24 protein-coding genes and 3 tRNA genes are annotated in these 24732 nt (G+C 58.4%); 2 read left to right on the plus strand and 25 right to left on the minus strand.

Annotation, left to right across the window (positions count from 1 at the left end; genetic code table 11):
* Positions 1 to 38: 38 nt before the first annotated feature.
* The 25 genes from ASD46_RS00785 to ASD46_RS27620 form a co-directional block, all read right to left on the minus strand.
* Positions 39 to 722, minus strand: coding sequence for an ABC transporter ATP-binding protein (locus ASD46_RS00785; RefSeq protein ID WP_013635957.1), 684 nt, complete (start codon positions 720 to 722; stop codon positions 39 to 41).
* 15 nt (positions 723 to 737) lie between these two features.
* A complete protein-coding gene (locus ASD46_RS00790; RefSeq protein WP_003512696.1) occupies positions 738 to 2045 on the minus strand; it encodes a lipoprotein-releasing ABC transporter permease subunit in 1308 nt (435 codons plus the stop codon).
* A gap of 122 nt (positions 2046 to 2167) precedes the next feature.
* Positions 2168 to 3490 (minus strand): proline--tRNA ligase, encoded by a 1323-nt coding sequence (gene proS / locus ASD46_RS00795; protein WP_019565481.1) that lies wholly within the window; start codon positions 3488 to 3490, stop codon positions 2168 to 2170.
* Between the two features lie 685 nt (positions 3491 to 4175).
* Complete coding sequence (locus tag ASD46_RS00800; protein WP_003512694.1) at positions 4176 to 4481, minus strand: DUF1467 family protein; 306 nt, start codon at positions 4479 to 4481, stop codon at positions 4176 to 4178.
* A 148-nt stretch (positions 4482 to 4629) separates the two neighbouring features.
* Positions 4630 to 6297 carry a ribonuclease J gene (locus tag ASD46_RS00805; protein WP_003512693.1) on the minus strand — a complete coding sequence of 556 codons (1668 nt, stop codon included), beginning with the start codon at positions 6295 to 6297 and terminating at the stop codon, positions 4630 to 4632.
* 209 nt (positions 6298 to 6506) lie between these two features.
* Positions 6507 to 7247 (minus strand): biotin--[acetyl-CoA-carboxylase] ligase, encoded by a 741-nt coding sequence (locus ASD46_RS00810; protein WP_025593259.1) that lies wholly within the window; start codon positions 7245 to 7247, stop codon positions 6507 to 6509.
* Between the two features lie 26 nt (positions 7248 to 7273).
* Entirely contained in the window at positions 7274 to 8716 is a 1443-nt protein-coding gene (nuoN, locus tag ASD46_RS00815; RefSeq protein WP_060641879.1) for an NADH-quinone oxidoreductase subunit NuoN, read from the minus strand.
* A gap of 18 nt (positions 8717 to 8734) precedes the next feature.
* Positions 8735 to 10246, minus strand: coding sequence for an NADH-quinone oxidoreductase subunit M (locus ASD46_RS00820; protein WP_013635953.1), 1512 nt, complete (start codon positions 10244 to 10246; stop codon positions 8735 to 8737).
* Positions 10246 to 12243 (minus strand): NADH-quinone oxidoreductase subunit L, encoded by a 1998-nt coding sequence (gene nuoL, locus ASD46_RS00825; RefSeq protein WP_013635952.1) that lies wholly within the window; start codon positions 12241 to 12243, stop codon positions 10246 to 10248. Before nuoL ends, ASD46_RS00820 begins: the two co-directional genes overlap by 1 nt.
* A 7-nt stretch (positions 12244 to 12250) precedes the next feature.
* Entirely contained in the window at positions 12251 to 12559 is a 309-nt protein-coding gene (gene nuoK / locus ASD46_RS00830; protein ID WP_003496445.1) for an NADH-quinone oxidoreductase subunit NuoK, read from the minus strand.
* A 29-nt stretch (positions 12560 to 12588) separates the two neighbouring features.
* Entirely contained in the window at positions 12589 to 13203 is a 615-nt protein-coding gene (locus ASD46_RS00835) for an NADH-quinone oxidoreductase subunit J (RefSeq protein ID WP_003512680.1), read from the minus strand.
* Positions 13204 to 13344: 141 nt separating this feature from the next.
* Positions 13345 to 13836 carry an NADH-quinone oxidoreductase subunit NuoI gene (nuoI, locus tag ASD46_RS00840; RefSeq protein ID WP_003512679.1) on the minus strand — a complete coding sequence of 164 codons (492 nt, stop codon included), beginning with the start codon at positions 13834 to 13836 and terminating at the stop codon, positions 13345 to 13347.
* Between the two features lie 36 nt (positions 13837 to 13872).
* Entirely contained in the window at positions 13873 to 14919 is a 1047-nt protein-coding gene (gene nuoH, locus ASD46_RS00845; protein WP_013635951.1) for an NADH-quinone oxidoreductase subunit NuoH, read from the minus strand.
* Between the two features lie 12 nt (positions 14920 to 14931).
* Positions 14932 to 17013, minus strand: coding sequence for an NADH-quinone oxidoreductase subunit NuoG (gene nuoG / locus ASD46_RS00850; protein ID WP_019565476.1), 2082 nt, complete (start codon positions 17011 to 17013; stop codon positions 14932 to 14934).
* A 156-nt stretch (positions 17014 to 17169) separates the two neighbouring features.
* Complete coding sequence (nuoF, locus tag ASD46_RS00855; protein WP_003512673.1) at positions 17170 to 18474, minus strand: NADH-quinone oxidoreductase subunit NuoF; 1305 nt, start codon at positions 18472 to 18474, stop codon at positions 17170 to 17172.
* Between the two features lie 10 nt (positions 18475 to 18484).
* Entirely contained in the window at positions 18485 to 19594 is a 1110-nt protein-coding gene (locus ASD46_RS00860) for an NADH-quinone oxidoreductase subunit E (RefSeq protein ID WP_025593256.1), read from the minus strand.
* Between the two features lie 16 nt (positions 19595 to 19610).
* Positions 19611 to 19871: a hypothetical protein gene (locus tag ASD46_RS00865; protein WP_025593255.1), complete on the minus strand. Its 261-nt coding sequence runs from the start codon at positions 19869 to 19871 to the stop codon at positions 19611 to 19613.
* Positions 19871 to 21061 carry an NADH-quinone oxidoreductase subunit D gene (locus tag ASD46_RS00870; protein WP_003512668.1) on the minus strand — a complete coding sequence of 397 codons (1191 nt, stop codon included), beginning with the start codon at positions 21059 to 21061 and terminating at the stop codon, positions 19871 to 19873. The genes ASD46_RS00865 and ASD46_RS00870 overlap by 1 nt, the downstream gene beginning before the upstream one ends.
* Position 21062: 1 nt before the next feature.
* The gene (locus ASD46_RS00875) at positions 21063 to 21491 is read right to left on the minus strand and encodes a GFA family protein (protein ID WP_003512658.1); all 429 of its coding nucleotides are present in this window, start codon (positions 21489 to 21491) and stop codon (positions 21063 to 21065) included.
* Positions 21488 to 22090, minus strand: a complete 603-nt coding sequence (locus ASD46_RS00880; protein WP_003512657.1) for an NADH-quinone oxidoreductase subunit C — start codon at positions 22088 to 22090, stop codon at positions 21488 to 21490. Before ASD46_RS00880 ends, ASD46_RS00875 begins: the two co-directional genes overlap by 4 nt.
* A gap of 21 nt (positions 22091 to 22111) precedes the next feature.
* Positions 22112 to 22696, minus strand: coding sequence for a NuoB/complex I 20 kDa subunit family protein (locus tag ASD46_RS00885; protein WP_003512655.1), 585 nt, complete (start codon positions 22694 to 22696; stop codon positions 22112 to 22114).
* Positions 22687 to 23052: an NADH-quinone oxidoreductase subunit A gene (locus ASD46_RS00890; RefSeq protein ID WP_003512653.1), complete on the minus strand. Its 366-nt coding sequence runs from the start codon at positions 23050 to 23052 to the stop codon at positions 22687 to 22689. Before ASD46_RS00890 ends, ASD46_RS00885 begins: the two co-directional genes overlap by 10 nt.
* A gap of 435 nt (positions 23053 to 23487) precedes the next feature.
* Positions 23488 to 23564: transfer RNA gene (locus ASD46_RS00895), tRNA-Asp, on the minus strand.
* 42 nt (positions 23565 to 23606) lie between these two features.
* A tRNA-Asp gene (locus ASD46_RS00900) sits at positions 23607 to 23683 on the minus strand.
* 89 nt (positions 23684 to 23772) lie between these two features.
* Positions 23773 to 23904, minus strand: coding sequence for a hypothetical protein (locus tag ASD46_RS27620; protein ID WP_003512651.1), 132 nt, complete (start codon positions 23902 to 23904; stop codon positions 23773 to 23775).
* A 226-nt stretch (positions 23905 to 24130) separates the two neighbouring features.
* Between ASD46_RS27620 and ASD46_RS00905 the strand changes: the two genes are divergently transcribed.
* Both ASD46_RS00905 and ASD46_RS26895 read left to right on the plus strand, forming a co-directional pair.
* Positions 24131 to 24206, plus strand: a tRNA-Val gene (locus tag ASD46_RS00905).
* Positions 24207 to 24517: 311 nt separating this feature from the next.
* Positions 24518 to 24658: a hypothetical protein gene (locus ASD46_RS26895; RefSeq protein WP_003512649.1), complete on the plus strand. Its 141-nt coding sequence runs from the start codon at positions 24518 to 24520 to the stop codon at positions 24656 to 24658.
* Positions 24659 to 24732 lie beyond the last annotated feature (74 nt).

Below are 24732 nucleotides of genomic sequence, written 5' to 3' on the forward strand. Positions count from 1 at the left end.
CGCAAAGGTGGCGTTATGGTCGCCTTACTGCATCATGATCAGAAGTCTACGATCTTGCCGTCTGCAAGCGTCACGCGGCGGTCCATGCGGTTGGCAAGCTCATGATTATGGGTGGCGATCAGTGCGGCAAGGCCGGACTGGCGCACCAGCGCCTCCAGCGCATCGAACACGTAATGCGCAGTCTCGGGATCGAGATTGCCGGTCGGCTCGTCGGCGAGAAGCAGGAGCGGTGCGTTGGCAACGGCGCGCGCAATCGCCACACGTTGCTGTTCACCGCCGGAAAGCTCAGCCGGGCGATGTTCGCCGCGATGGCCGACGCGCATGTAATCGAGCAGCGCGCTCGCACGCTTGCGGGCCTCGCCCTGCGTCAAACCGGCGATGAGTTGCGGCATCATCACATTCTCCACCGCCGTGAACTCCGGCAGCAGATGATGGAACTGGTAGACGAAACCGATGTCGCTGCGGCGGATCGCCGTGCGCTTTTCATCCGGCAGACCATTGCACGGCGCGTCATTGATGAAGACCTCGCCAGCATCCGGATGCTCGAGAAGCCCGGCGAGATGCAACAGCGTGGATTTGCCGGTGCCCGAGGGGGCAACAAGCGCCACCATCTCACCGCTCTTCAACTCGAAATCGGCCTTGCGCAGAATGGAGAGCGACGTCTCGCCCTGACCATAGGTCCTCTCGACGCCGGTAAGCCGCAGCACTGATTTTTTTGCCATATTGTGAAGCGGTCCTTATTCGTAACGCAGGGCCTGCACCGGATCGAGCTTGGAAGCCCGCCATGCCGGAAAGATGGTTGCCAGGAAAGAAAGCGTCAGCGCCATGATGACGACGGTAATGGTCTCGCTGATATCCATTTCGGCCGGAAGCTGGCTGAGGAAATAGAGCTGCGGATCAAACAGCACCGTGCCTGATACCCAGGAGAAGAACTGCCGGATGGATTCCACATTGAGACAGACGATGACGCCAAGTGCCACACCGGCGAATGTGCCGACCGTGCCGATGGCAGCTCCCGTCATGAAGAAGATACGCATGACGGCGCCGGAACTGGCGCCCATGGTGCGCAGAATGGCGATATCGCTGCCCTTGTCCTTAACCAGCATGATGAGGCCGGAAATGATGTTGAGCGCCGCCACCAGAACGATGAGCGTCAGTATCATGAACATCACGTTTCTTTCCACCTGCAGGGCGGAAAAGAAGGTCTGGTTACGTTGTCTCCAGTCGGTGATATAGATCTGCCGTTCAGCTGCCTGCTCCACCAGCGGGCGGATGCCGTCGACATTGTCTGGGCGACTGACGTAAAGCTCGATGGATTGCACCAGGCCTTCGGCATTGAAATAAAGCTGGGCTTCGGACAGCGGCATATAGATCATCGACGCGTCATATTCCGACATGCCGATCTCGAAGACGCCCGAAATCTTGTAGGATTTGACGCGGGGGTTGACACCCATCGGCGTCACATCGCCTTCAGGCGAAATGAGGGTGATATCGTCGCCCGCCGTCACGCCAAGCTGTGCGGCAAGCCTTGAGCCAACCAGAACCCCGTCGCCCGCCATGAAGCCGACGAGATCGCCGGTCTTGACGTTAGTGGCGACTTCCTTGATCTTGTCGATATCGTCCTGGCGAACGCCGCGCACGAGCGCACCCGAGCCGGCGCCACCGCGACCGGAGGCCAATGTCTGCCCCTCTACCAGCGGCAGGGCCATCGTCACGCCCGGAATGGCGGAGAACTTCTTCGCCAGCTCATCGTAATTGTTGAAGGGCTGGTCGATCGGCTGGACGATCATATGGCCGTTGATGCCGAGAATGCGCGAAATCAGCTCCGTGCGAAAACCGTTCATGACAGCCATGACGATGATAAGCGTCGCGACGCCCAGCATGATGCCGACGAAGGAAAAGCCGGCGATGACGGATATGAACGCTTCCTTGCGCCGCGACCGCAGATAGCGCCAGGCCACCATGCGCTCGAAAGCAGAAAACGGCCGGGCGGTCCTTTCCCGGGCGGAAGGAGCCGCACCCTTGTCAGCCTCGGCTTTTGCCATGTCGTCTCCCTGATCTGAACTTGAAAGGCCGGTTTTCACAAAAAACCGACCCCTGATCTTGATCTCATAAAGCTGGAGCGGATTTCAGGCGAAAACCGCTCGTCACTTTCACCATTTCGCGCTTAGCCAAGCACCCTGTTCATTGCCGCTTCGATTGTGACGGTTTCACGGTCGCCGGTCTTGCGATCCTTCACCTCGACTTCACCGTTCGCTGCCGAACGTGGGCCGACGATGATCTGCATCGGCACGCCGATCAGGTCAGCAGTCGCGAACTTCTGGCCCGCGCGGTCGTCCGTATCGTCATAAAGAACATCCTTGCCGGCATTGGAGAGCGAGTAATACAGCTTTTCGCACGCCGCATCACAGGCTGCGTCACCTGCCTTCATGTTGATAATCACGACATCGAAAGGAGCGACCGAAGCCGGCCAGATGATTCCGTTTTCGTCATGCGATGCTTCAATGATGGCGGGAACAAGGCGTGTCGGGCCAATGCCGTAGGACCCCATGTGAACGGGGTGTTCCTTGCCATCAGCACCCTGCACCTTGGCGCCCATCGGCTCGGAATATTTGGTGCCGAAATAGAAGATGTGGCCGACTTCGATGCCGCGCGCGGAAAGGCGCTCGCCGTCGGGAATGGCGTCATAAGCAGCTTCGTCGTGCATTTCCGAGGTGGCGGCATAGTCGGCCGTCCATTCGTCGAAAACGCCCTGAAGGGCTGCGACATCGTCGAAGTTGGTATCGTCGGCGGGGATGGCGCGGTCGAGGAAGCTCTTGTGGCAGAAGACTTCGGATTCGCCGGTATCGGCCAGAATGATGAATTCGTGGCTGTGATTGCCGCCAATCGGGCCGGTATCGGCACGCATGGGAATGGCGCGCAGGCCAAGCCGTTCGAATGTGCGCAGGTAAGCCACGAACATCTTGTTATAGGAGTGGATCGCGTCTTCCTTGGTCAGATCGAAGGAATAGGCATCCTTCATCAGAAACTCACGCGAGCGCATGGTGCCGAAACGGGGGCGCACCTCGTCGCGGAACTTCAGCTGAATATGATAGAGGTTCAGCGGCAGGTTCTTGTAGGATTTCACGTAGGACCGGAAGATGTCAGTGATCATCTCCTCGTTAGTGGGGCCATACAGCATCTGGCGGTCCTGACGGTCCTTGATGCGCAGCATTTCCTTGCCGTAATCGTCATAACGGCCGCTCTCCTGCCACAGCTCAGCGGTCTGCAGCGTCGGCATCAGAAGCTCGATCGCGCCTGAGCGATCCTGCTCTTCGCGGATGATCCTGTTGACCTTGTCCAGAACGCGCTTGCCCAGCGGTAGCCAGGAATAGATGCCAGCCGATTGCTGCCGGATCATGCCCGCACGCAGCATAAGGCGATGGGAGACAATCTCCGCTTCCTTGGGGTTTTCCTTCAGGATGGGCATGAAATAACGGCTGAGACGCATGACGACTTCCATTGGTATGGGCAACAACGCGCAAAGGCGCGGGAATCGCCCCGAATAGAGGGATATTGGCGCCGTACATAGCTGTTTCTGACCAAGAAGAAAACCCGCCATGCAAAGACCTGCCTAGGCGATTTCGTGGCATTTTCGCGATAGCTAATTCGCGTCAAAACGCTTTGGCCGGAATATTATTCTTGATCCGGTGCGACAAATTGCACCACAGGGAATTTTTTGCCGACTGTAACAAATATGCAAAAAATGAGATGACAAGCATGGGTGATTGGGCTAACTTTAGCTCACAAAAGAGGCAGGAAGTCTAAATTCTTGCCGTTTTCGCGGTCAGTCTTGGGAGGATTCGATCTTAGGCGCGCTTGTCGCTGCCCCGGTAACGGTTACAGATCACGCGAAACCTGAAAAACAAGGCTGAAATGCCTTGTTTTTTTTTGATTCCGGCGAAGTTCACAACCCCGAATGCTTATTCCGGTAAAATTGTGACAGCAAATTGCCCGCCAGACACTCTCATGGTGTGTGCACGACTGATATGACATCCATGTGACAGCACTGGCGCATCTTGTGGCGACCGTTCATAAAACGGCAGCACAGCTTATGTTGCCTTAAATCGCATCACGAAGCCCGCCACGCTGCAAATTCTACGGCGCGCTTAATCCTGGCGCGTGGGTGAAGTGCTTCAGTCGAAAACCGGGATAATTCTCGGAAGGTCGTCCATGCTGACGCCGAACCACCAGGTTACGCCGTACCAGAGCCCGCAGATCAAAGCCGATATCAGCGTTGTCCACAACACGATGCGCCCGCCCCTGAACCTTGACGGGGCGCTTGCAACCGTGCCGATCGCCACATCGCCGTCTTCCTCCTGGGTGCGAAGGCCAATCGGCAGCACAACGAAAAGCACCGTCCACCAGACGATGAAATAAATGGCGAAGACCGAAAGAAGCGGCATGACGTCCTCCTGCGTGATGCGCCCCTTGTAACGCATTCATCCGCGAACCGGAATCACTTCCCTGCAAGATGTATAAAAAGCTGCACGAGAGGAGAAGGAACGATCGCGGACGGCGATTGCGTCATGTCCGAGATGGCCCGGACATGACGGGGCGTGACGGTTTGAAAACCCGGGATTTTCCGGTTCAGACCTTGGTGACGAAAACCGTCACGATCGGCTTCTTGCCCCATGCCTGATTGGCAGCGGCGCGTACGGCGCGGCGCACTGACTCGCGCAGCAGCGCAAGGTCCTTGCGGCGGGCCCGGGGGATGCTTTCCACGGCGCCGAGTACGGCGTCATAGAGCGTATCTTCCATGTCCTCGCCCTCATCATCGAATTCCGGCAGGCCGAAAGGTACGACATCGGGATCTCCGAGGAAGTCGTAGCGGCTGTCCAGCAGCACATTGACGGAGACATGGCCGGCGAAGGAAAGCTTGCGGCGGTTGCTGATCCCCATCTCGTCGAGGTCACCGATGAGGTTGCCGTCCTTGAAGACGCGGCCGTGCGGTGCGTCGTTGATGACTTCCGCAGGACCAGGCGCCAGACGCAGAATGTTGCCGTTACGAACCTTTGGCACCTGAGAAATGCCGGCCTGTTCAGCCAGTTCCTTCTGCGCGACCAGATGCGCCGCCTCGCCATGCACCGGCACCAGGATTTGCGGCTTGGTCCATTCGTACATCCTCAGAAGTTCGTTACGGCGGGGATGGCCGGAGACATGCACCAAAGCCTCATTGTCGGTAACGATATGGATGCCCTGCTCTATCAGGCCGTTCTTGATCTCGATGATCGCCTTTTCGTTGCCCGGAATGGCGCGCGAGGAAAATACCACCGTATCACCGGCAGCCAGCGCCACATTACGCATCTCATCGCGCGAAAGCTTGGCAAGGGCTGCCCGCGGCTCGCCCTGCGAACCCGTGAGAATGACAACCACCTTGTTGCGCGGAATATATCCGTATTCGTCTTCAGCCAGGAACGGCTTGATACCTTCCATGATGCCGAGATCCTGCGAAACGTTGACGACGCGCTTCAGCGACGAGCCGAGCAGCAGCACTTCGCGTCCGGCAGCTTCCGCAGCCTGCGCGATGGAGCGGATACGGCCGACATTGGAGGAGAAGGTGGTGATGGCCACGCGACCCTCGGCATTTTCAATGATCTGGCGCAGCCCCTCAGACACTTCGTGCTCCGAAGGCGATACGCCGTCACGCAGCGAGTTGGTGCTGTCGCACATCAACGCCAGCACGCCCTCCTCGCCGATGGCGCGGAAACGCGCCTCATCCGTCAACGGACCGAGAGACGGCGCCTCGTCAATCTTCCAGTCGCCCGTGTGGATGACATTGCCAAGCGGCGTGCGGATGACCAGCGACATCGGCTCGGGGATCGAATGGTTGACGCCGACGGCCTCGATTTCGAACGGGCCGACATTGATGCGATCACCCGCCTTGAACGGGGTGATTGGAATTTCGGCACGGCTGCCCTCATAGGCGCGCTTTGCCTCCAGCATGCCGGCGGTGAAACCCGAGGCATAGACGGGCACGTTGAGGCCCGGCCACAGATCGTTCAGCGCGCCGTAGTGATCCTCATGGGCGTGGGTGATGATGATGCCTTTGAGGTTCTTCTTCTGCTCGGCGATATAGCTGATATCGGGCAGAACCAGATCGACACCAGGCAGATCGAGACCGGCAAAGGTAACGCCGCAATCCACCATGATCCATTGGCGCTTGCTTTCCGGACCGTAGCCGTACAGCGCGAGATTCATGCCAATTTCGCCGACGCCGCCAAGCGGCAGAAATACCAGTTCGTCCTGTTTAGTCATTGTTCTTCTTATCCATTCACGAGAGCGCGCTGGCGACGGCAATATGCCGCGCCCAGCCGCCCGTTTAACAGCATCGGACATGAAACATCATCTGATCGACCGGGCCGATGCGGAGCCGGTCTGTCACCCTGCTTTTCATGAGCAGCAGGAAAGCTCCAACCTGTGGGAAGAGGTTCGGCGCGGGTCCTTGAAGACACGCCCCGTCCACCTCATCCAAAAAACACGTCGCCGGCGGCGATGGAGCGCCTTGTGCCCTCATCCTCATCCAGCAGCAGATAACCATTATCATCAATTCCAACGAAACGCCCGCCGATCGAGCGATCCGGAAAATTGACGGTGATATGTTCGCCGATACCGCAGGCAGCCGCCCGCCATCCGGCCATGACACCGGAAACGCCCCTGCCCTCATCCCAGCTTTGCAGCACATCCGCTGTCTCGCGGAAGAGATGCGCGAACAGCTCGTCGGGGGAGCACGACGCCCCGTGTTCGGACAGCATGGTGACGGGATAAAGCGGATTTTCAGGCTTGTGGGCGATATTGATGCCGATGCCGATGACGATGGCGCGGCGTCCATCCGGCAGAAGTTCGGCTTCCATCAGAATGCCGCAGGTCTTCCGGCGCCCGATCAGCACGTCATTCGGCCATTTTATCTCTAGCGGTTCGCCACCCGTCGGCAGCACAGCGCGAATGGCGCGGTAGACGGCGAGCGCAAAGGCAAGCGGCAATGAACCGATGCGGTCCATTGGCGCGGGATCGATGAGAAGAAGCGAAGCGTAGAGATTGCCTGGTTCAGACACCCAAGGCCGGCCGCGGCGACCGCGTCCGCCAGTCTGGCGGATGGCGGTGATCCACAGATTGCCGCCATCGCCTGCCCTTGCCCGGGCGAAACATTCTATGTTGGTCGATGGCGTTTCCGCCATCGCCTCGTGCCGGAAGTCATCGATGGACATCCGGCCCGTATGCTTGTGCGTATTGCTCAAAAGAACGTCTTTGCCGCAACCGTGACTGCATTGCCGAGCGCACCACCGAAGACGATGAAGGCGACGACGAACAGTCCAGAGAGCGCATAAACGATTTTCAGTTCGCCAGCTGGACGCTCGAAGCTGCCCTTGGCTTCATCGAACCACATGACCTTGACGACGCGGATATAATAATACGCACCGACAACCGAGCCGATCACACCGATGACGGCAAGCGGATAGAGTTTGGCTTCAATGGCAGCAAGGAAGACGTAGTACTTGCCGAAGAATCCGGCGAGCGGCGGAATGCCGGCAAGCGAGAACATCAGGATCGTCAGAACAACTGCCATGAAGGGGTTGGTGGAAGAAAGCCCGGCCAGATCCTCGACATTTTCGACATTGCCGATTTCCTTGCGGCGCATGGAGAGAATGCAGGCGAAGGTGCCGAGCGTCATGACCATGTAGATGGTCATGTAGAGAATGACGCCCGAGATACCCGCCTCGGTGCCCGCCGCAAGACCAACCAGCGCGTAACCCATGTGACCGATGGAAGAATAGGCCATCAGGCGCTTGATATTCTTCTGACCGATTGCCGCGAACGAGCCGAGCAGCATGGAAGCGATGGAGATGAAGACGACGATCTGCTGCCAGTCGGCAAAGACCGGCTGGAAAGCGTCAACAACGATGCGAACGAAGATCGCCATGGCGCCGATCTTGGGAGCGGCAGACAGGAAGGCCGTGACCGGTGTCGGCGCGCCTTCATAAACATCAGGCGTCCACATGTGGAACGGCACGGCGGAAATCTTGAATGCCAGACCGGCAAGAACAAAAACCAGACCGAAGACGAGGCCGAGCGAACGGGTCTCTGCCGTCAGAACCTGGGCGATTTCGGTAAAGCCGGTATTGCCGGTAAAGCCGTAAACCAGCGACATGCCGTAAAGCAGCATGCCCGAGGAGAGCGCACCGAGAACAAAATATTTCAGGCCCGCTTCGGTGGAGCGCAGGCTTTCCCGGTTGATGGCGCAGACGACGTAGAGCGCAAGCGACTGCAGCTCCAGCGCCATATAGAGCGAGATCAGGTTGTTGGCCGAAATCATCAGCAGGATGCCGAGAGTCGCCAGAACCAGAAGCACCGGATACTCGAACCGGCCGACCGGCTCAAAACGGCTCTGGCCGACAGAAAGGATCATGGCGGTGATCGACCCGATCAGCGCCAGCACCTTCATGAAGTTGCCGAAGGCATCGGCGACGTAAACGCCGCCGAAAGCCACACCCGAAGCGGGCGCAAAGACGATCAAGAGACCGACGACGAGCAGCAAGGCCACGGAGAGGCCCGTGACCGTCGTTGTCGACTTGTCGCCCGAGAAGACGCCAATCATGAGCAGCGCCAGCGCGCCGACCGCAAGGATCAGCTCGGGCGTCGCGATGTGCAGACTGGCAAAAAGAATTTCAGCGGTCATGTCCAACGGGTCCTGTCGTCAATTCATAGAAAGCGCAACATTTTGCGCCGCCTGCAATGCAGCCGTATAGTTGTTTACCAGAAGATCGACCGAAGCGGCTGTCGCATCGAAAACCGGAGCCGGATAGACGCCGAAGAAGATCGTCAGCGCAACCAGCGGATAAAGGATGACCTTTTCGCGGGTCGACAGATCGAGCATCGATTTCAGGCTTTCCTTCTCAAGCGCACCGAAAATCACGCGGCGGTAGAGCCACAGCGCGTAAGCGGCCGAGAGGATGACGCCAGTTGCTGCAAACAGCGCGACCAGCGTGTTGGCGCGGAATACGCCGATCAGCGTCAGGAATTCACCAACGAAGCCGGAGGTGCCGGGCAGACCGACATTAGCCATGGTGAAGATCATGAAGGCGACGGCATATTTCGGCATGTTGTTCACGAGACCGCCATAGGCCGAGATCTCACGGGTATGCAGCCGATCGTAAACGACGCCGACGCAGAGGAAGAGCGCGCCCGACACGATGCCGTGCGACAGCATCTGGAAGATTGCGCCCTGCACGCCCTGCACATTGGCCGCGAAGATGCCCATGGTCACGTAACCCATGTGGGCGACGGAGGAATAGGCGATCAGCTTCTTGATGTCGTCCTGCATCATCGCCACCAGCGAGGTGTAGATGATGGCGAGAACCGACAGCGTGAAGACGAAGGGTGCAAAATAGTCCGAGGCCAAGGGGAACATCGACAGCGAGAAACGGATGAAACCGTAACCGCCAAGCTTCAGCATGACGCCTGCCAGAATGACGGAACCTGCGGTCGGCGCCTGCACGTGCGCATCCGGCAGCCAGGTGTGAACCGGCCACATCGGCATCTTGACCGAGAAGGCCGCGAAACAGGCAAGCCATAGCCAGGTCTGCATGCCGGCCGGGAAGCCGTATTTCAGAAGTTCGGTCATGTCTGTTGTGCCGGACTGCCAGTACATCGCCATGATGGCGAGCATGGTCAGAACCGAGCCAAGCAGCGTGTAGAGGAAGAACTTGTAGGACGCGTAGACGCGATCCTTGCCGCCCCAGACACCTATGATGATGAACATCGGGATCAGCGTTGCTTCGAAGAAGACGTAGAAAAGAACGGTATCCAGCGCCACGAAGACGCCGATCATGACGACTTCCAGAAGCAGGAAGGCGATCATGTATTCCTTGATGCGCTTTTCAACCGACTGCCAGCTTGCCAGCACGCAGAAAGGCATGAGGAAGGTGGTGAGGATGACGAACAGCATGGAGATGCCGTCGACGCCCAGATGATAGGCGGCGATGTTGCCGAACCATGCGTGTTTTTCCACCATCTGGAAACCGGGGTTCGAATTATCGAAGCCGATCCAGACGAACAGCGACACCAGGAAGGTGAAAACGGTCGTCAGCAGCGAGACGTTGAGAATGTTGCGGCGACCGTAAGGGCCGTTCTCATTGGTCAGCAGCAAGAGCACCACGCCGACGAGCGGCAGAAAGGTGACCGTTGAAAGAATTGGCCAATCGGTCATCAAAACGCACTCCCGAGCATCATCCAGGTGACAAGCGCCGCGATGCCGATCAGCATCGCAAAGGCATAGTGATAAAGGTAACCGGATTGCAGGCGGACCATGCGGTTGGTCACGTCAACCACACGCGCTGCAATGCCGTTCGGTCCATAGTGGTCGATGACGGCCACGTCGCCCTTCTTCCACAGGAAGCGGCCAAGCGCCTTTGCGGAACGCACGAAGAGGAAGTCGTAAAGCTCGTCGAAATACCACTTGTTCAAGAGGAACTGATAGAGGCCGCGATGGGTCGCTGCCAGACGCTTCGGCGTCTCCGGCGACTTGATATACATGTACCATGCGGTGACAAAACCAAGCGCCATGGCGAAGAACGGGCTCCACTTGACCCACAGCGGAACATGGTGGAACTCGTCAAGGATTTCATTTTCCGGAAGCGTGAAGAGAGCACCCTTCCAGAACTCGGCATATTCATGGCCGAAGAAATAACCTTCGAAGACAACACCGGCGAAGATCGCGCCGACGGTGAGGATGAAGAGCGGGATCAGCATGACCATCGGCGATTCATGCACATGGTGCATCACGTCAGCCGAAGCGCGCGGCTTTCCGAAGAAAGTCATGAACGCCAGACGCCAGGAATAGAAGCTGGTGAACAGCGCGGCGATGACCAGCAGCGTGAAGGCGAAACCTGACAGCACCGAATGGGACGCATAAGCGGATTCGATGATCACGTCCTTCGAGAAGAAGCCGGCAAAGCCGATCATCGTGCCCGGAATGCCCACACCTGTCAGCGCAAGCGTGCCGACGGTCATCGTCCAGAAGGTGATGGGGATATGCTTGCGCAGGCCGCCCATGTAACGCATGTCCTGCTCGCCATCGACGGCATGGATGACGGAACCGGCGCACAAGAACAGCAGTGCCTTGAAGAAGGCATGCGTGAAGAGGTGGAACACGGCCGCGCCATAAGCACCGACGCCAAGTGCCACGAACATGTAACCGAGCTGCGAGCAGGTCGAATAGGCAATCACGCGCTTGATATCGTTCTGCACGAGACCGACGGTCGCTGCGAAGAAGGCGGTGATGGCGCCGACCAGCGTCACGACGGTGAGCGCATCATGCGACAATTCGAACAGCGGCGACATGCGGGCAACCAGGAAGACACCGGCGGTCACCATGGTTGCGGCGTGAATGAGGGCGGACACAGGGGTCGGGCCTTCCATCGCGTCCGGCAGCCAGGTGTGCAGCAGGAACTGCGCCGACTTACCCATGGCGCCCATGAAGAGCAGCAGGCAGACGCCCGTCATCGCATTGGCCTTGTCCAGCTGCATGCCGAACAGGTTGATGACGGTTTCCGTCGAAGCTGCACCTTCAGCCGGCAGATAGGTGCTGGCGGCAGCGAAGATGGTTTCGAAATTGATCGAACCGAACAGCACGAAGACGCCTGATATGCCGAGAATGAAGCCGAAGTCGCCAACGCGGTTGACGATGAACGCCTTCATGGCAGCAGCAGACGCCGAAGGCTTCTTGAACCAGAAACCGATCAGCAGGTACGACGCCAGACCAACGCCTTCCCAGCCGAAGAACATCTGCAGCAGGTTGTCGGAGGTCACCAGCATCAGCATGGCGAAGGTGAACAGCGAAAGATAGGCAAAGAAGCGCGGACGATGCGGATCGTGGTGCATGTATCCGATCGAATAGAGGTGCACCAGCGTCGAGACGGTGTTGACGACGACGAACATGACGGCCGTCAGGGTATCGATGCGGAACGCCCATTCGACGTCGATGCCGCCGGACTGGATCCAGCGCAGCACGGTGACCTTGATCACCTCGCCCGGCTCGCCATGGGCAAGCGCGACGGAGAAGAAAACGATCCACGACAGGACGGCGACCACGATCATCAGACCGGTGGTGACATATTCCGAAGCCTTGGCGCCGATCGACCGGCCAAACAGGCCGGCAATCAGGAAGCCGATCAGGGGAAGAAAGACGATAGCCTTGTAGATCATAGCCTTATCAGCCCTTCATCATATTGACGTCTTCGACAGCGATCGATCCGCGGTTGCGGTAGAAGACAACGAGTATTGCAAGACCGATGGCCGCTTCGGCGGCTGCGACGGTCAGAATGAACAGTGCGAAGACCTGGCCGACGATGTCGTTCAGGAAAGCCGAGAACGCCACCATGTTGATGTTGACCGCCAACAGGATGAGCTCGATCGACATGAGGATGACGATGACGTTCTTCCGGTTGAGGAAGATACCGAAGATGCCGATCGTGAAGAGGATCGCGCTGACCGTCAGGTAGTGGGAAAGACCGATTTCCATATTCTGTTTCCTTGGATCCGTTCGCGCCTTCAGATGCCCTGGCCCGGCTTGACCTTGACCGTGGTGACGGCGGTCTTCGGGTCACGGCCGACCTGCGTGGATATGTTCTGCCGCTTGATGTCGGTGCGGTGACGCAGCGTCAGCACGATGGCGCCGATCATGGCCACCAGCAGCACGAGACCGGCAAGCTGGAAGAAGTAGACGTAATTGGTATAGAGCACGTCGCCCAGCGCGGCCGTATTGGTGCGCACGGCCGGTGACGGGATCGGCATGGTAATCGATTTGGCGGCCTGCGGGTTGAGCACGCTGCCACCGACCACGACGATCAGCTCAGCCGCGAGGATGATACCGATCAGCGCACCGATCGGCGCATATTGCAGCACGCCGGAGCGCAGCTCCGCAAAATCCACATCCAGCATCATGACGACGAAGAGGAAGAGCACCGCCACCGCACCGACATAAACGACGAGCAGGATCATGGCGAGGAATTCGGCCCCCGTCAGCAGGAACAGCGCGGCTGCGTTGAAGAAGGTCAAAATCAGAAACAGCACCGAATGAACAGGGTTCTTCGATGCGATGACCATGAACGCAGACGCCACGGCGACGAAAGCGAATATATAAAAGAATACAGCGTGCAGACCCATGTTGGTGCCTTCTTGTCCTCATCCGGGCAAAGACCGCGCAATCGCGCGCTCTACCCGTTTCGTCCCCGCCGGCGATAACCGTGCAGGCTCTTTTACTCTTTCTTCGCTTTCCGGGGTCTCCCCCGGAAAGACGGTTGCGCCTTAACGGTAAGGCGCATCCAGTGCGAGGTTGCGCGCAATTTCACGCTCCCAACGGTCGCCATTGTCGAGAAGCCTTTGCTTGTCGAAATAGAGCTCCTCGCGGGTTTCCGTCGCGAATTCGAAGTTCGGGCCTTCGACGATGGCATCCACCGGGCAGGCTTCCTGGCAGAAACCGCAATAGATGCACTTCACCATGTCGATGTCGTAACGCACCGTGCGGCGGGTGCCGTCATTGCGGCGCGGACCGGCTTCGATGGTAATCGCCTGAGCGGGACAGATCGCTTCACACAGCTTGCAGGCGATGCAGCGCTCTTCACCGTTCGGATAACGGCGCAGCGCATGCTCGCCGCGGAAGCGCGGAGACACCGGGCCCTTTTCGAAAGGATAATTCACCGTGGCCTTCTGCTTGAAGAAGTGGCGCATCGTCAGGAAGATCGCACCGACGAACTCCTTGAGGAACAGTGAATTGACGGCTTGGGAAAGGCTGGCCATCTCAAACTCCAGATTTCTGAGCGAGGCGTACGGACATCAACCGGCCCACCCCGTCAGCTTCAATACGAATGCAACAATAACGACCATGGCGAGCGACAGCGGCAGGAACACCTTCCAGCCAAGGCGCATGAGCTGGTCATAGCGGTAACGCGGAACGAAGGCCTTCACCAGAGCGATCATGAAGAAAACCATGCAGCCCTTGAGCGCGAACCAGACAATGCCCGGAATCCAGTTCAGGAACCACACATCCACGATCGGCAGCCAGCCGCCAAGGAACAGGATCGTCGTCAGGCAGCAGATCAGGACGATCGCAGCATATTCGCCGAGCATGAACATCATGTAAGGCGTCGAGCCATATTCGACCATGTGACCGGCCACCAGTTCCGATTCCGCTTCCGGAAGGTCGAAGGGCGGACGGTTGGTTTCGGCAAGACCCGAGATGAAGAACACGATGAACATCGGGAACAGCGACAGCCAGTGCCAGTCGAGGAACGAGGCCGGCAGACCGATCATCGTGCCGAGGCCGGTACGCTGCGCCAGAACGATATCCGTGAGGTTGAGCGAGCCGACGCACAGAAGCACGGTGACGATGACGAGGCCGATCGACACTTCGTAGGACACCATCTGCGCCGCCGAACGAAGCGCGCCGAGGAACGGGTACTTCGAGTTCGAAGCCCAGCCGCCCATGATGATGCCGTACACTTCAAGCGAGGAAATCGCGAAAATGTAGAGAATGCCGACATTGATATTGGCAACGACCCAGCCATCGGCAAAGGGGATGACCGCGTAGGTGGCGAGCGCCAGCGTTACGGCAACCAGCGGCGCCAGAAGGAAGACCGCCTTGTTGGCGCCCGCCGGAATGACGGGTTCCTTCAGGATGAATTTCAAAAGGTCGGCGAAGGATTGGAACAGACCAAAGGGGCCGACGACGTTGGGACCACGGCGCAACTGCACGGCTGCCCAGACCTTACGGTCGGCAAGCAGAAGGAAGGCGATGGCCACCAGAAGGCAAACGAGAAGCAGCAGGGACTGGCCGACCATGATCAGCGCGGGCCAGACGTAGCTCCAGAAAAACGATTCCATAATCCCCTACCCTTACTCTGCCGCAGCCTGGAAATTGTTGCGGGCCAATGCGGAACACTCGGCCATGACAGCGGATGCGCGCGCAATCGGGTTCGTCAAATAAAAGTCTTTTACCGGCGAGGCAAACGCAGACTTATTGAGGCTGCCCGCGCGAGCGGCAAGTGCCTCGACATCCGCGCCGTTGCCGGCAACGATCTCATCGGTTTCCGCCAGATGCGGATGCGCGACATAAAGCTGGCCGCGCAGCGCCGACAGCGAATCGAACGGCAGCTTCTTGCCGAGCACGTCGGAAAGCGCACGCAGGATCGCCCAGTCTTCACGGGCCTCGCCCGGTGCGAAACCGGCGCGGTTGCCCACCTGAACGCGGCCTTCGGTGTTGACCCAGATACCGGATTTTTCGGTGTAGGCTGCACCCGGAAGGATGACGTCGGCGTTCATCGCGCCATGGTCGCCGTGGCTACCGATGTAGACGGTGAACTTGGCGCCCTTGTTCGACAGGTCGATTTCATCGGCACCGAGCAGGAAGAGAACGTCCATGGACGTTACCATTTCGGCAGCAGCAACACCGCCCTCGCCCGGCACGAAGCCGATGTCGAGACCACCGACGCGGGCAGCGGCAGTGTGAAGCACCGAGAAGCCGTTCCACTCTTCGCTGATTGCGCCAACCGAAACGGCAAGCTTCGCAGCGGCCGCGAGAACGGCTGCACCATCGGCGCGTGCCAGAGCGCCCTGGCCGATGATGATCAGCGGGTTCTTGGCGGACTTCAGCTTCTCAATGAAACTGTGAGAGCCATTGGCGAGATCGGAAAGCGTTTCCGCGCCGGAGCCTAGATATTCGTAGTTGTAGCGCAGCTCACCGGCTTCGCCGATCACGCCGATCGGGAAACCACCGCGACGCCAGCGCTTGCGGATACGTGCATTGAGCACGGCCGCTTCATAACGCGGGTTGGCGCCGACGATCAGCAGCGCATCCGCGTGCTCGATGCCTTCGATTGTGGAATTGAACAGGTAGCTGGCGCGACCCAAAGACGGATCAAGCGCTGCGCCATCCTGACGGCAATCGACATTGGCCGAGCCGAGCGACGCCAGAAGCGACTTCAGCGCGAACATTTCCTCGACGGAAGCAAGGTCACCGGCAATCGCGCCGATCTTGCTGCCGCTGGTTGCGGCAACCGCCTGCTTGATAGCGCCGAAGGCTTCGCCCCAGCTTGCGGGCTGCAAGCGGCCATCCTTGCGGACGTAAGGGCGGTCGAGACGCTGCGTCTTCAGGCCGTCCCAGATGAAGCGGCTCTTGTCGGAAATCCACTCTTCGTTGATTGCCTCGTTGACACGCGGCATGACGCGCATGACTTCGCGGCCACGGGTATCGACGCGGATTGCCGAACCGAGAGCGTCCATCACGTCGATGGTTTCGGTCTTGTTCAGTTCCCACGGACGGGCAGTGAAAGCGAAAGGCTTGGAGGTGAGCGCACCGACCGGGCAAAGATCGACGACGTTGCCCTGAAGCTCGGAGGTCATAGCCTGCTCGAGATAGGTGGTGATTTCAGCGTCCTCGCCGCGGCCGATGAGGCCGAGTTCGGCGATGCCGGCAACTTCCGTGGTGAAACGGACGCAGCGCGTGCAGTGGATGCAGCGGTTCATCACCGTCTTGACGAGCGGGCCGATATATTTGTCTTCAACCGCACGCTTGTTTTCCGCGTAACGCGAACCGGCAATACCGAAGGCCATGGCCTGGTCCTGCAGGTCGCATTCGCCGCCCTGGTCGCAGATCGGGCAATCGAGCGGGTGGTTGATGAGAAGGAACTCCATCACGCCTTCACGGGCCTTCTTGACCATCGGCGTGTTGGTGAAAACTTCAGGCAATTCGCCATTCGGGCCGCCGCGAACGTCGCGCACGCCCATGGCGCAGGATGCGGCGGGCTTGGGCGGTCCGCCCTTCACCTCGATGAGACACATGCGGCAGTTACCCGCGACCGACAAGCGCTCATGAAAACAAAAGCGCGGAACTTCAGCACCAGCCTCCTCGCACGCCTGCAACAGCGTGAAATGATCCGGAACCTCGATCTCTTTACCGTCAACCTTGAGCTTTGCCATGGTTCTACTTACGTCCTGTTGCCTGTTCGTCCCGTGTCTCTCACACGGTCCGCAACAAATCCTTAATCGCGCCCGACACTTCATCTCGTCGGTCAGGCGCTTCATGGTTTTCCGGCGCCGGGATCATCCCCGCGCCGCATGCAAACTGCGAAAAGCTTATTCGGCAGCTTCCAGAACAGCGCCATCATCCATGGCCCTGTAGGTATATTGATCGATGCGCTTTTCGATCTCCGGACGGAAATTGCGGATCAGCGCCTGTACCGGCCATGCGGCGGCGTCGCCGAGAGCACAGATGGTGTGGCCTTCAATCTGCTTCGTCACTTCGAACAGCATGTCGATTTCGCGCTTCTGCGCGTTGCCCTTCACCATGCGTTCCAGCACGCGCCACATCCAGCCGGTGCCTTCACGGCACGGCGTGCACTGGCCGCAGCTTTCATGCTTGAAGAAGGCCGCGATGCGGGCGATCGCCTTGATGACGTCGGTGGACTTGTCCATGACGATCATGCCGCCGGTGCCGAAGGACGACTTCACTTCGCGCATGCCGTCGAAGTCCATGATGGCGTCCTTCATGTCCTCACCGCGCACGATGGGGCAGGATGCGCCGCCGGGGATGACGCCAAGCAGATTGTCCCAGCCGCCGCGAATGCCACCGCAATGGTGTTCGATCAGTTCACGGAAGGACAGGCCCAGCGCATCTTCGAAGGTGCATGGACGCTCGACATGGCCGGAGACCATGAACAGCTTGGTGCCGACATTGTTCGGACGGCCGATAGACGAGAACCATGCCGCACCTCGGCGCAGAATGGTCGGAGCAACGGCGATGGATTCGACGTTGTTGACGGTCGTCGGGCAACCGTAAAGACCCATATTGGCCGGGAACGGCGGCTTCAGGCGCGGCTGGCCCTTCTTGCCCTCGAGGCTTTCGAGCAGTGCCGTCTCTTCGCCGCAGATATATGCACCTGCGCCGTGATGGACGTAGATGTCGAAATCCCAGCCGTTCTTGTTGTTCTTGCCGAGCAGGCCCGCATCGTAACATTCGTCGATGGCGGCCTGAAGCGCCTCACGTTCGCGCATATATTCGCCGCGCACGTAGATATAGGCGGTGTGTGCACCCATGGCGAAACCGGCGATAACGCAGCCTTCGATCAGCGTATGCGGATCGTTGCGCAGGATTTCGCGGTCCTTGCAGGTGCCGGGCTCGGATTCGTCGGCGTTGACCACGAGATAATGCGGACGGCCGTCGCTTTCCTTAGGCATGAAGGACCACTTGAGACCCGTCGGGAAGCCTGCGCCGCCGCGACCGCGAAGGCCGGAAGCCTTCATCTCATTGATGATCCAGTCACGACCTTTTTCGATGATCTGCTTGGTGCCATCCCAGTGGCCGCGCGCCCTCACACCCTTCAGGGACTTGTCCTTGAGGCCGTAGAGATTGGTAAAGATGCGATCCTGATCTTTTAACATGCTTCACCCTTTACCGCGGCTTCTTGCCGAAGACCCTGATATACTCGGCTTCGCCACCCTTGGCGAGCGCCTCGGCCTGCTTGATCCACTCATCGCGTTCGATGCGGCCCTTGAAATTCAAATAACCATCCACCCAGTCGCACTCGGCCTTCTTCCAGCCGGCAATCTGCGCATAGGTAAAGATACCGAGCTCGTTAAGCGTGCCTTCGATCTTCGGGCCGACGCCTGAAATGAGTTTCAGGTCATCGGGCGCAGCGGGCTTTTCAATGCCTGCCGGACGGTCGGCTGACTCAAGCGACGGTCTGGATGCTGTCGCTTCCTTGCCTGCCGATTGCTGTTCCCCTGCCTTTGCGTTTTCCGCAGAAGCCTTGGGCTCGTTCGCAGGCGTCTTCAGCTTCGGATCGGTTTCCGGTGCGTCAGTCTTCGGCTTGGCGGCATTCGAAGGAAGAACGGGGGCTGCTTCCGCCGGAGCTTCCGCAGGCTTGTCGAGATTGGAGCGATCTGGCTTGATCTCTTCCGTCAGCGTCGTCAGGCCGCCAACGGGCACCGACTGGTGACGGTCGATCTGGGGGCCGGTCTTGACCGTGTCGCCCTTGCCTGCCTCGAACGTGTCGATGATCTCTTCCAGGCGCTCGGGCGTCAGATCCTCATAGGCATCCTTGAAGATGATGACCATCGGCGCGTTGACGCAGGCGCCCTGACATTCCACTTCTTCCCAGGACAGCGTGCCGCTCTCGTTGGTGTGCAGCGGATCATGGTGGATCTTCTTGCGGCAGACATCCATCAGCGCTTCGGAGCCGCGCAGCATGCAGGGCGTTGTGCCGCAAACCTGAACATGGGCGCGTGTGCCGACCGGCTTCAGCTGGAACTGGGTGTAGAAGGTCGCTACTTCCATGACGCGGATATAGGCCATATCCAGCATGTCGGCGATTTTTTCGATGGCGGCGCGGGTAACCCAGCCGTCCTGCTCCTGCGCACGCATAAGCAGCGGGATAACCGCCGATTGCTGGCGTCCCTCCGGATATTTCTGGATCGTCTTTTCCGCCCATGCGGTATTATCCGCGTTAAAGGCAAATGCCACGGGCTGGAACTGATCTTCGGCTAGTCGACGAACGGACATACTTCCTCACGCCTTTTCAGTTTAACGTCTCACAACGCGATCTCGCCACCGTGACGAATTCGCAGGCATAAGCCGCCTTGTCTTTCTGCATGAACACGATGAACTTGCTGCCATTGGGAACCGAGGCCTTGATCTCGTATCCCGATGACAGAAGCTGCTTGATGGTGGAACCACCGCTGCTTGATAGCGATACGCCCCCCTCGTCCGTCGCCGTCTGGGCGAGAACGGAGGTCGACATCGCAGCAAGAAAAGCCAAGATGGCCAGCGGCAGACGCATCAGCGGTCGACCTCCCCGAACACGATGTCGAGGGAGCCGAGCACGGCTGTAACGTCGGCAAGCTGATGGCCCTTGCACAGGAAATCCATCGCCTGCAAATGTGCATAACCCGGCGCGCGGATCTTGCAGCGGTAGGGCTTGTTCGAACCATCGGCGACCACGTAGACGCCGAACTCGCCCTTCGGCGCTTCGACGGCGGCGTAAACTTCGCCGGCGGGAACGTGATAGCCTTCGGTATAGAGCTTGAAGTGATGGATAAGAGCTTCCATCGAACGCTTCATCTCGCCGCGCTTGGGCGGAACCACCTTGCCATCCAGCGAGGAGACCGGGCCGATGCGGTGCTTGCCGGAGAGAAGATCGACGCACTGCTTCATGATCTTCACCGATTCGCGCATTTCCTGCATGCGGATCAGGTAACGGTCATAGCAGTCGCCGTTCTTGCCGACGGGGATATCGAACTCCAGATCGGAATAGCACTCGTAAGGCTGCGCGCGACGCAAATCCCAGGCAGCACCCGAACCGCGCACCATGACGCCCGTGAAACCCCAGGCAAAGGCATCTTCAAGCGAGACGACGCCGATATCGACGTTACGCTGCTTGTAGATGCGGTTGTCGGTCAACAGGCCTTCGATATTGTCGAGAACGGTAATGAAGGGATCGCACCATTTGCCGATATCTTCGACCAGTTCCGGCGGCAGATCCTGATGTACGCCGCCCGGACGGACATAGGCCGAGTGCATGCGGGCGCCACAGGCGCGCTCGTAGAACACCATCAGCTTTTCACGTTCCTCGAAGCCCCAGACAGGCGGCGTCATTGCGCCGACGTCCATGGCCTGAGTCGTCACGTTCATGATGTGCGACAGGATGCGGCCGATTTCCGAATAAAGCACGCGGATCAACTGGCCGCGCATCGGGATTTCGAGACCCAGAAGCTTTTCGACGGCGAGCGCGAAAGCGTGTTCCTGGTTCATCGGCGCGACGTAGTCGAGACGGTCGAAATAAGGCACCGCCTGAAGGTAGGTCTTGGTCTCGATCAGCTTTTCGGTGCCGCGATGCAGAAGACCGATATGCGGATCGACGCGTTCGACGATTTCGCCGTCCAGTTCCAGAACCAGGCGCAGCACGCCGTGCGCGGAAGGGTGTTCCGGACCGAAGTTGATCGTGAAATTGCGGACGTTATGCTCAGTCATTCTAGTGCTCCGCCGAGGTGATCATGGCGATGAATTCGGGGCCGGTCATGTTCTGCGTGGTTTGCGCGAAAGAATAGCTCGAAGGCTTCTCATCCGTGAAAATCTGCGACGCAAAATGGAAACTGGAAGGGTTGTCGAAAGCCTGCAACGAGACGGCAAAATGCTTGCCATCCTTGGAGCGCCACATCAGCGTGCTGCCGCAATTCCTGCAGAAGCAGCGCTCGCCCCATTCCGACGAGGTATAAACACCGAAATGTTCCTCGTTCTCGATGGCGACGTCAGCGCATTCGACAGCCAGAAATGTCCCGCCGGACCAGCGGCGGCACATCGAGCAATGGCAAACGCCGAATTCGCGGGCGCCGATGCTGGCATTGAAGCCAACGGCGCCGCAAAGACATTGTCCGTGCTCTGTCGCGGGGGCTTCGCTCATTGCTTGGCCTTTTCGTCACCCGGGAGAACATAGTCAGTCCCCTCCCAGGGAGAGAGGAAATCGAAATTGCGGAATTCCTGCTTCAGTTCGACCGGTTCATAGAGAACCCGCTTCAGAACGTCATCGTAGCGTACTTCCACAAAGCCGGTAACCGGAAAATCCTTGCGCAGCGGATGACCTTCGAAACCGTAATCGGTGAGGATTCGGCGAAGATCCGCATGGCCTTCGAAAGGAATGCCGTACATATCCCAGGCTTCGCGCTCGAACCAGTCTGCACCCATGTAAACGGAGGTTGCCGAGGGAACGCCCTCGTCTTCCGCCACCTGCAGCTTGATGCGCACGCGCAGATTCTGGCGCGGCGACAAGAGGTGATAGACGACGTCGAAACGCTTCTCGCGCTGCGGCCAGTCGACGCCGCAAATATCGATGATGTTGACGAAACCGCACTGCACATCGTCACGCAGGAACGTCAAAAGCGCGATAACGCTTTCCGTCGTCGTGTTCAGCGTCAGCTCGCCATAGGCGATATCGGCCGAAACCACGAGGGAACCACGCGCTTCCTTAACGTAAGCAGCAAGATCGTTTAGAGCTTCGCTCATTCCTTAATCCGTCCTTTGCCCTTAGCGCTCGATGGTACCGGTACGCCGGATCTTCTTCTGCAGCAGAAGCACGCCGTAAAGCAGCGCCTCCGCCGTGGGGGGACAGCCCGGAACGTAGATATCCACCGGCACGACTCGGTCGCAGCCGCGCACGACGGCGTAGGAATAATGGTAATAGCCGCCGCCATTGGCGCAGGAGCCCATGGAGATGACGTAACGTGGCTCAGGCATCTGGTCATAGACCTTGCGCAGTGCCGGCGCCATCTTGTTGGTCAGCGTTCCCGCGACGATCATCACGTCCGACTGGCGCGGCGAGGCGCGCGGGGCGACACCGAAGCGCTCCATGTCGTAACGCGGGCCGGAAGCCTGCATGAGACCCTCGACGGCGCAGCAGGCAAGACCGAACTGCATCCACATCAGGGAGCCGGTACGCGCCCAGGTGATCAGCTCGTCGGTCGAGGTGACGAGAAAGCCCTTGTCGGCCAGCTCGTCGTTGATTTCCGTGAAGTAGGCATCGTTGCTGCCGACAGGCTTGCCGGTCGCGGGATCGATGATCCCCTTCGGCTGCGGTGCAACGAGCGTGCTGTTGTTCTGGCTCATGCCCATTCCAGCGCTCCCTTCTTCCACTCATAGATAAAGCCGATGGTGAGAACGGCGAGGAACACCATCATAGACCAGAAACCGAACCAGCCCATATCACCGAAGGACACAGCCCAGGGGAACAGGAAGGCGACTTCCAGGTCGAAGATGATGAAGAGAATGGACACCAGATAAAACCGGATATCGAACTTCATGCGGGCGTCGTCGAAGGCATTGAAACCGCACTCGAAAGCGGAGAGCTTTTCCGGGTCCGGCGCCTTATAAGCGACAGCGAAAGGCGCGATGAGAAGCGCCAGGCCAATGACAAGAGCGATACCGATAAAGATTGCGATCGGAATATAGGAACTGAGGAGTTCAGTCATGGTCTCTTCCCTGTCCGGCCGGGTGCCGGACCTGCCTTTGCGACTGAAAGTCTAAAGGCGCACAAATATGTTGCAACGCCAAAGTGGTTAGCGCAGCCGCGCTCTCTCTGCAAGAGTTTAGGCACCATTTCAAGACACCTGCCGCATTGATTGGCAACAATATTGCCGGAATTGACGCAAATTTGGGCCACAATTCCGGGCTAAGCCCCTCAAATACAATAATAATCGATTGAACGACGCAACCGCAAAAAAGTCACACGAATTTTACGTCAAAATGGCAGCGAAGTGACGATCTCTCGATATCGAAACTTGACTAAAAACAGCAGGAAAAACCGCGCTCGCGAATGTCGGAAACAGGCGCTGAAATCGCCATTGCCGATATGGCAGGACGATGCCTGCTTGCTTCGTTTGGGAGTGTCATTTCGGTGAAAGAAATGGCGCGAGTGACGGGGCTCGAACCCGCGACCTCCGGCGTGACAGGCCGGCACTCTAACCGACTGAGCTACACCCGCGCTCCACAGACATTCGTCTGCGTTTTTTTCCGAGGAACAGGATGGCGCGAGTGACGGGGCTCGAACCCGCGACCTCCGGCGTGACAGGCCGGCACTCTAACCAACTGAGCTACACCCGCTTATCCTGACCGACAAGACCTTAGTCTCGCCGTACGAACCAGCCTCGGCTGTTCGTTGAGCGGCTAACTACGGCGTTCGTGCGGGGGTGTCAAGCAGGTTTCACGACAAAAGAATAAGCTTCTTCATTTTGATCGGAAAAAACTGAAAGGCCTTTGACCGGCATTGCAGCGAATGCCTTGTTTTCCGGGCTTTTCCCAACAAAAACAAAAAACTTGTCCACAGCCGGGGCGTCCGTAACGCGATTTCAGCATACCGCCAAAGGTAACGGTCGGGCTTTGTTTTTATAGAAAAGCCCGCAGTTCCCGGCTTTTTGCCGATCACCCCTGCCAATGGGCAAAGCTGTCCGGAAAAAAAACAAAAAAACTTCACAAAAGCCCTTGCGGTTTTTTTCCGATCCGAATACATCACGGCCACCGACGCGGCAGACACGGTCTGCAAGACGCGAAGGGCGATTAGCTCAGTTGGTAGAGCGCCTCGTTTACACCGAGGATGTCGGGAGTTCGAGTCTCTCATCGCCCACCATTTTCCAGCTTCTTCAAATTGTGCGCATTACCAAGCCGAAGCTCTTTCGGATGTCGGTGCGTTTTACCGTCAACTTCCTGCATCGGGAATCACGGCCCCTGCCCCCGATTCTGTAGACGGCCGCGGCCTTGGGCTGGTGAAGCGGCTTTTCCGGCGTGAGTCTATGCCAGATCGGCACTCCTGTTTCACATTCATACAGGCCGGCTCCAATAGGTGTGCCACCCCGCAACATCCCGAAAAATAAGCAGATTCAGACTTTTTAAAGAGATTTCATGCATTGTTTTCGAGCCGTTTCATGATGAACGGTATAAATGATGGATGAAACCATGTCGGTCGACGCGTTTGTAACACTCGCGCTTATTGCGCTGCCTGTTTATATTTTTTTCCGCTGGGTCCAGCAGGACTCGGAAAAAGACAGCACTCCCAAAAGCAAGAATTCCATGGGGCGGTGATCTCTAGCGATCTGGTCCACTGCACATTCATGGAAGTCCTCCGGATAACACCCTCGATTATGCGATAGCGACGC

Origin of the sequence: Rhizobium sp. Root491, from assembly GCF_001427205.1 — a bacterium.
GTDB classification, from domain to species: domain Bacteria; phylum Pseudomonadota; class Alphaproteobacteria; order Rhizobiales; family Rhizobiaceae; genus Agrobacterium; species Agrobacterium tumefaciens.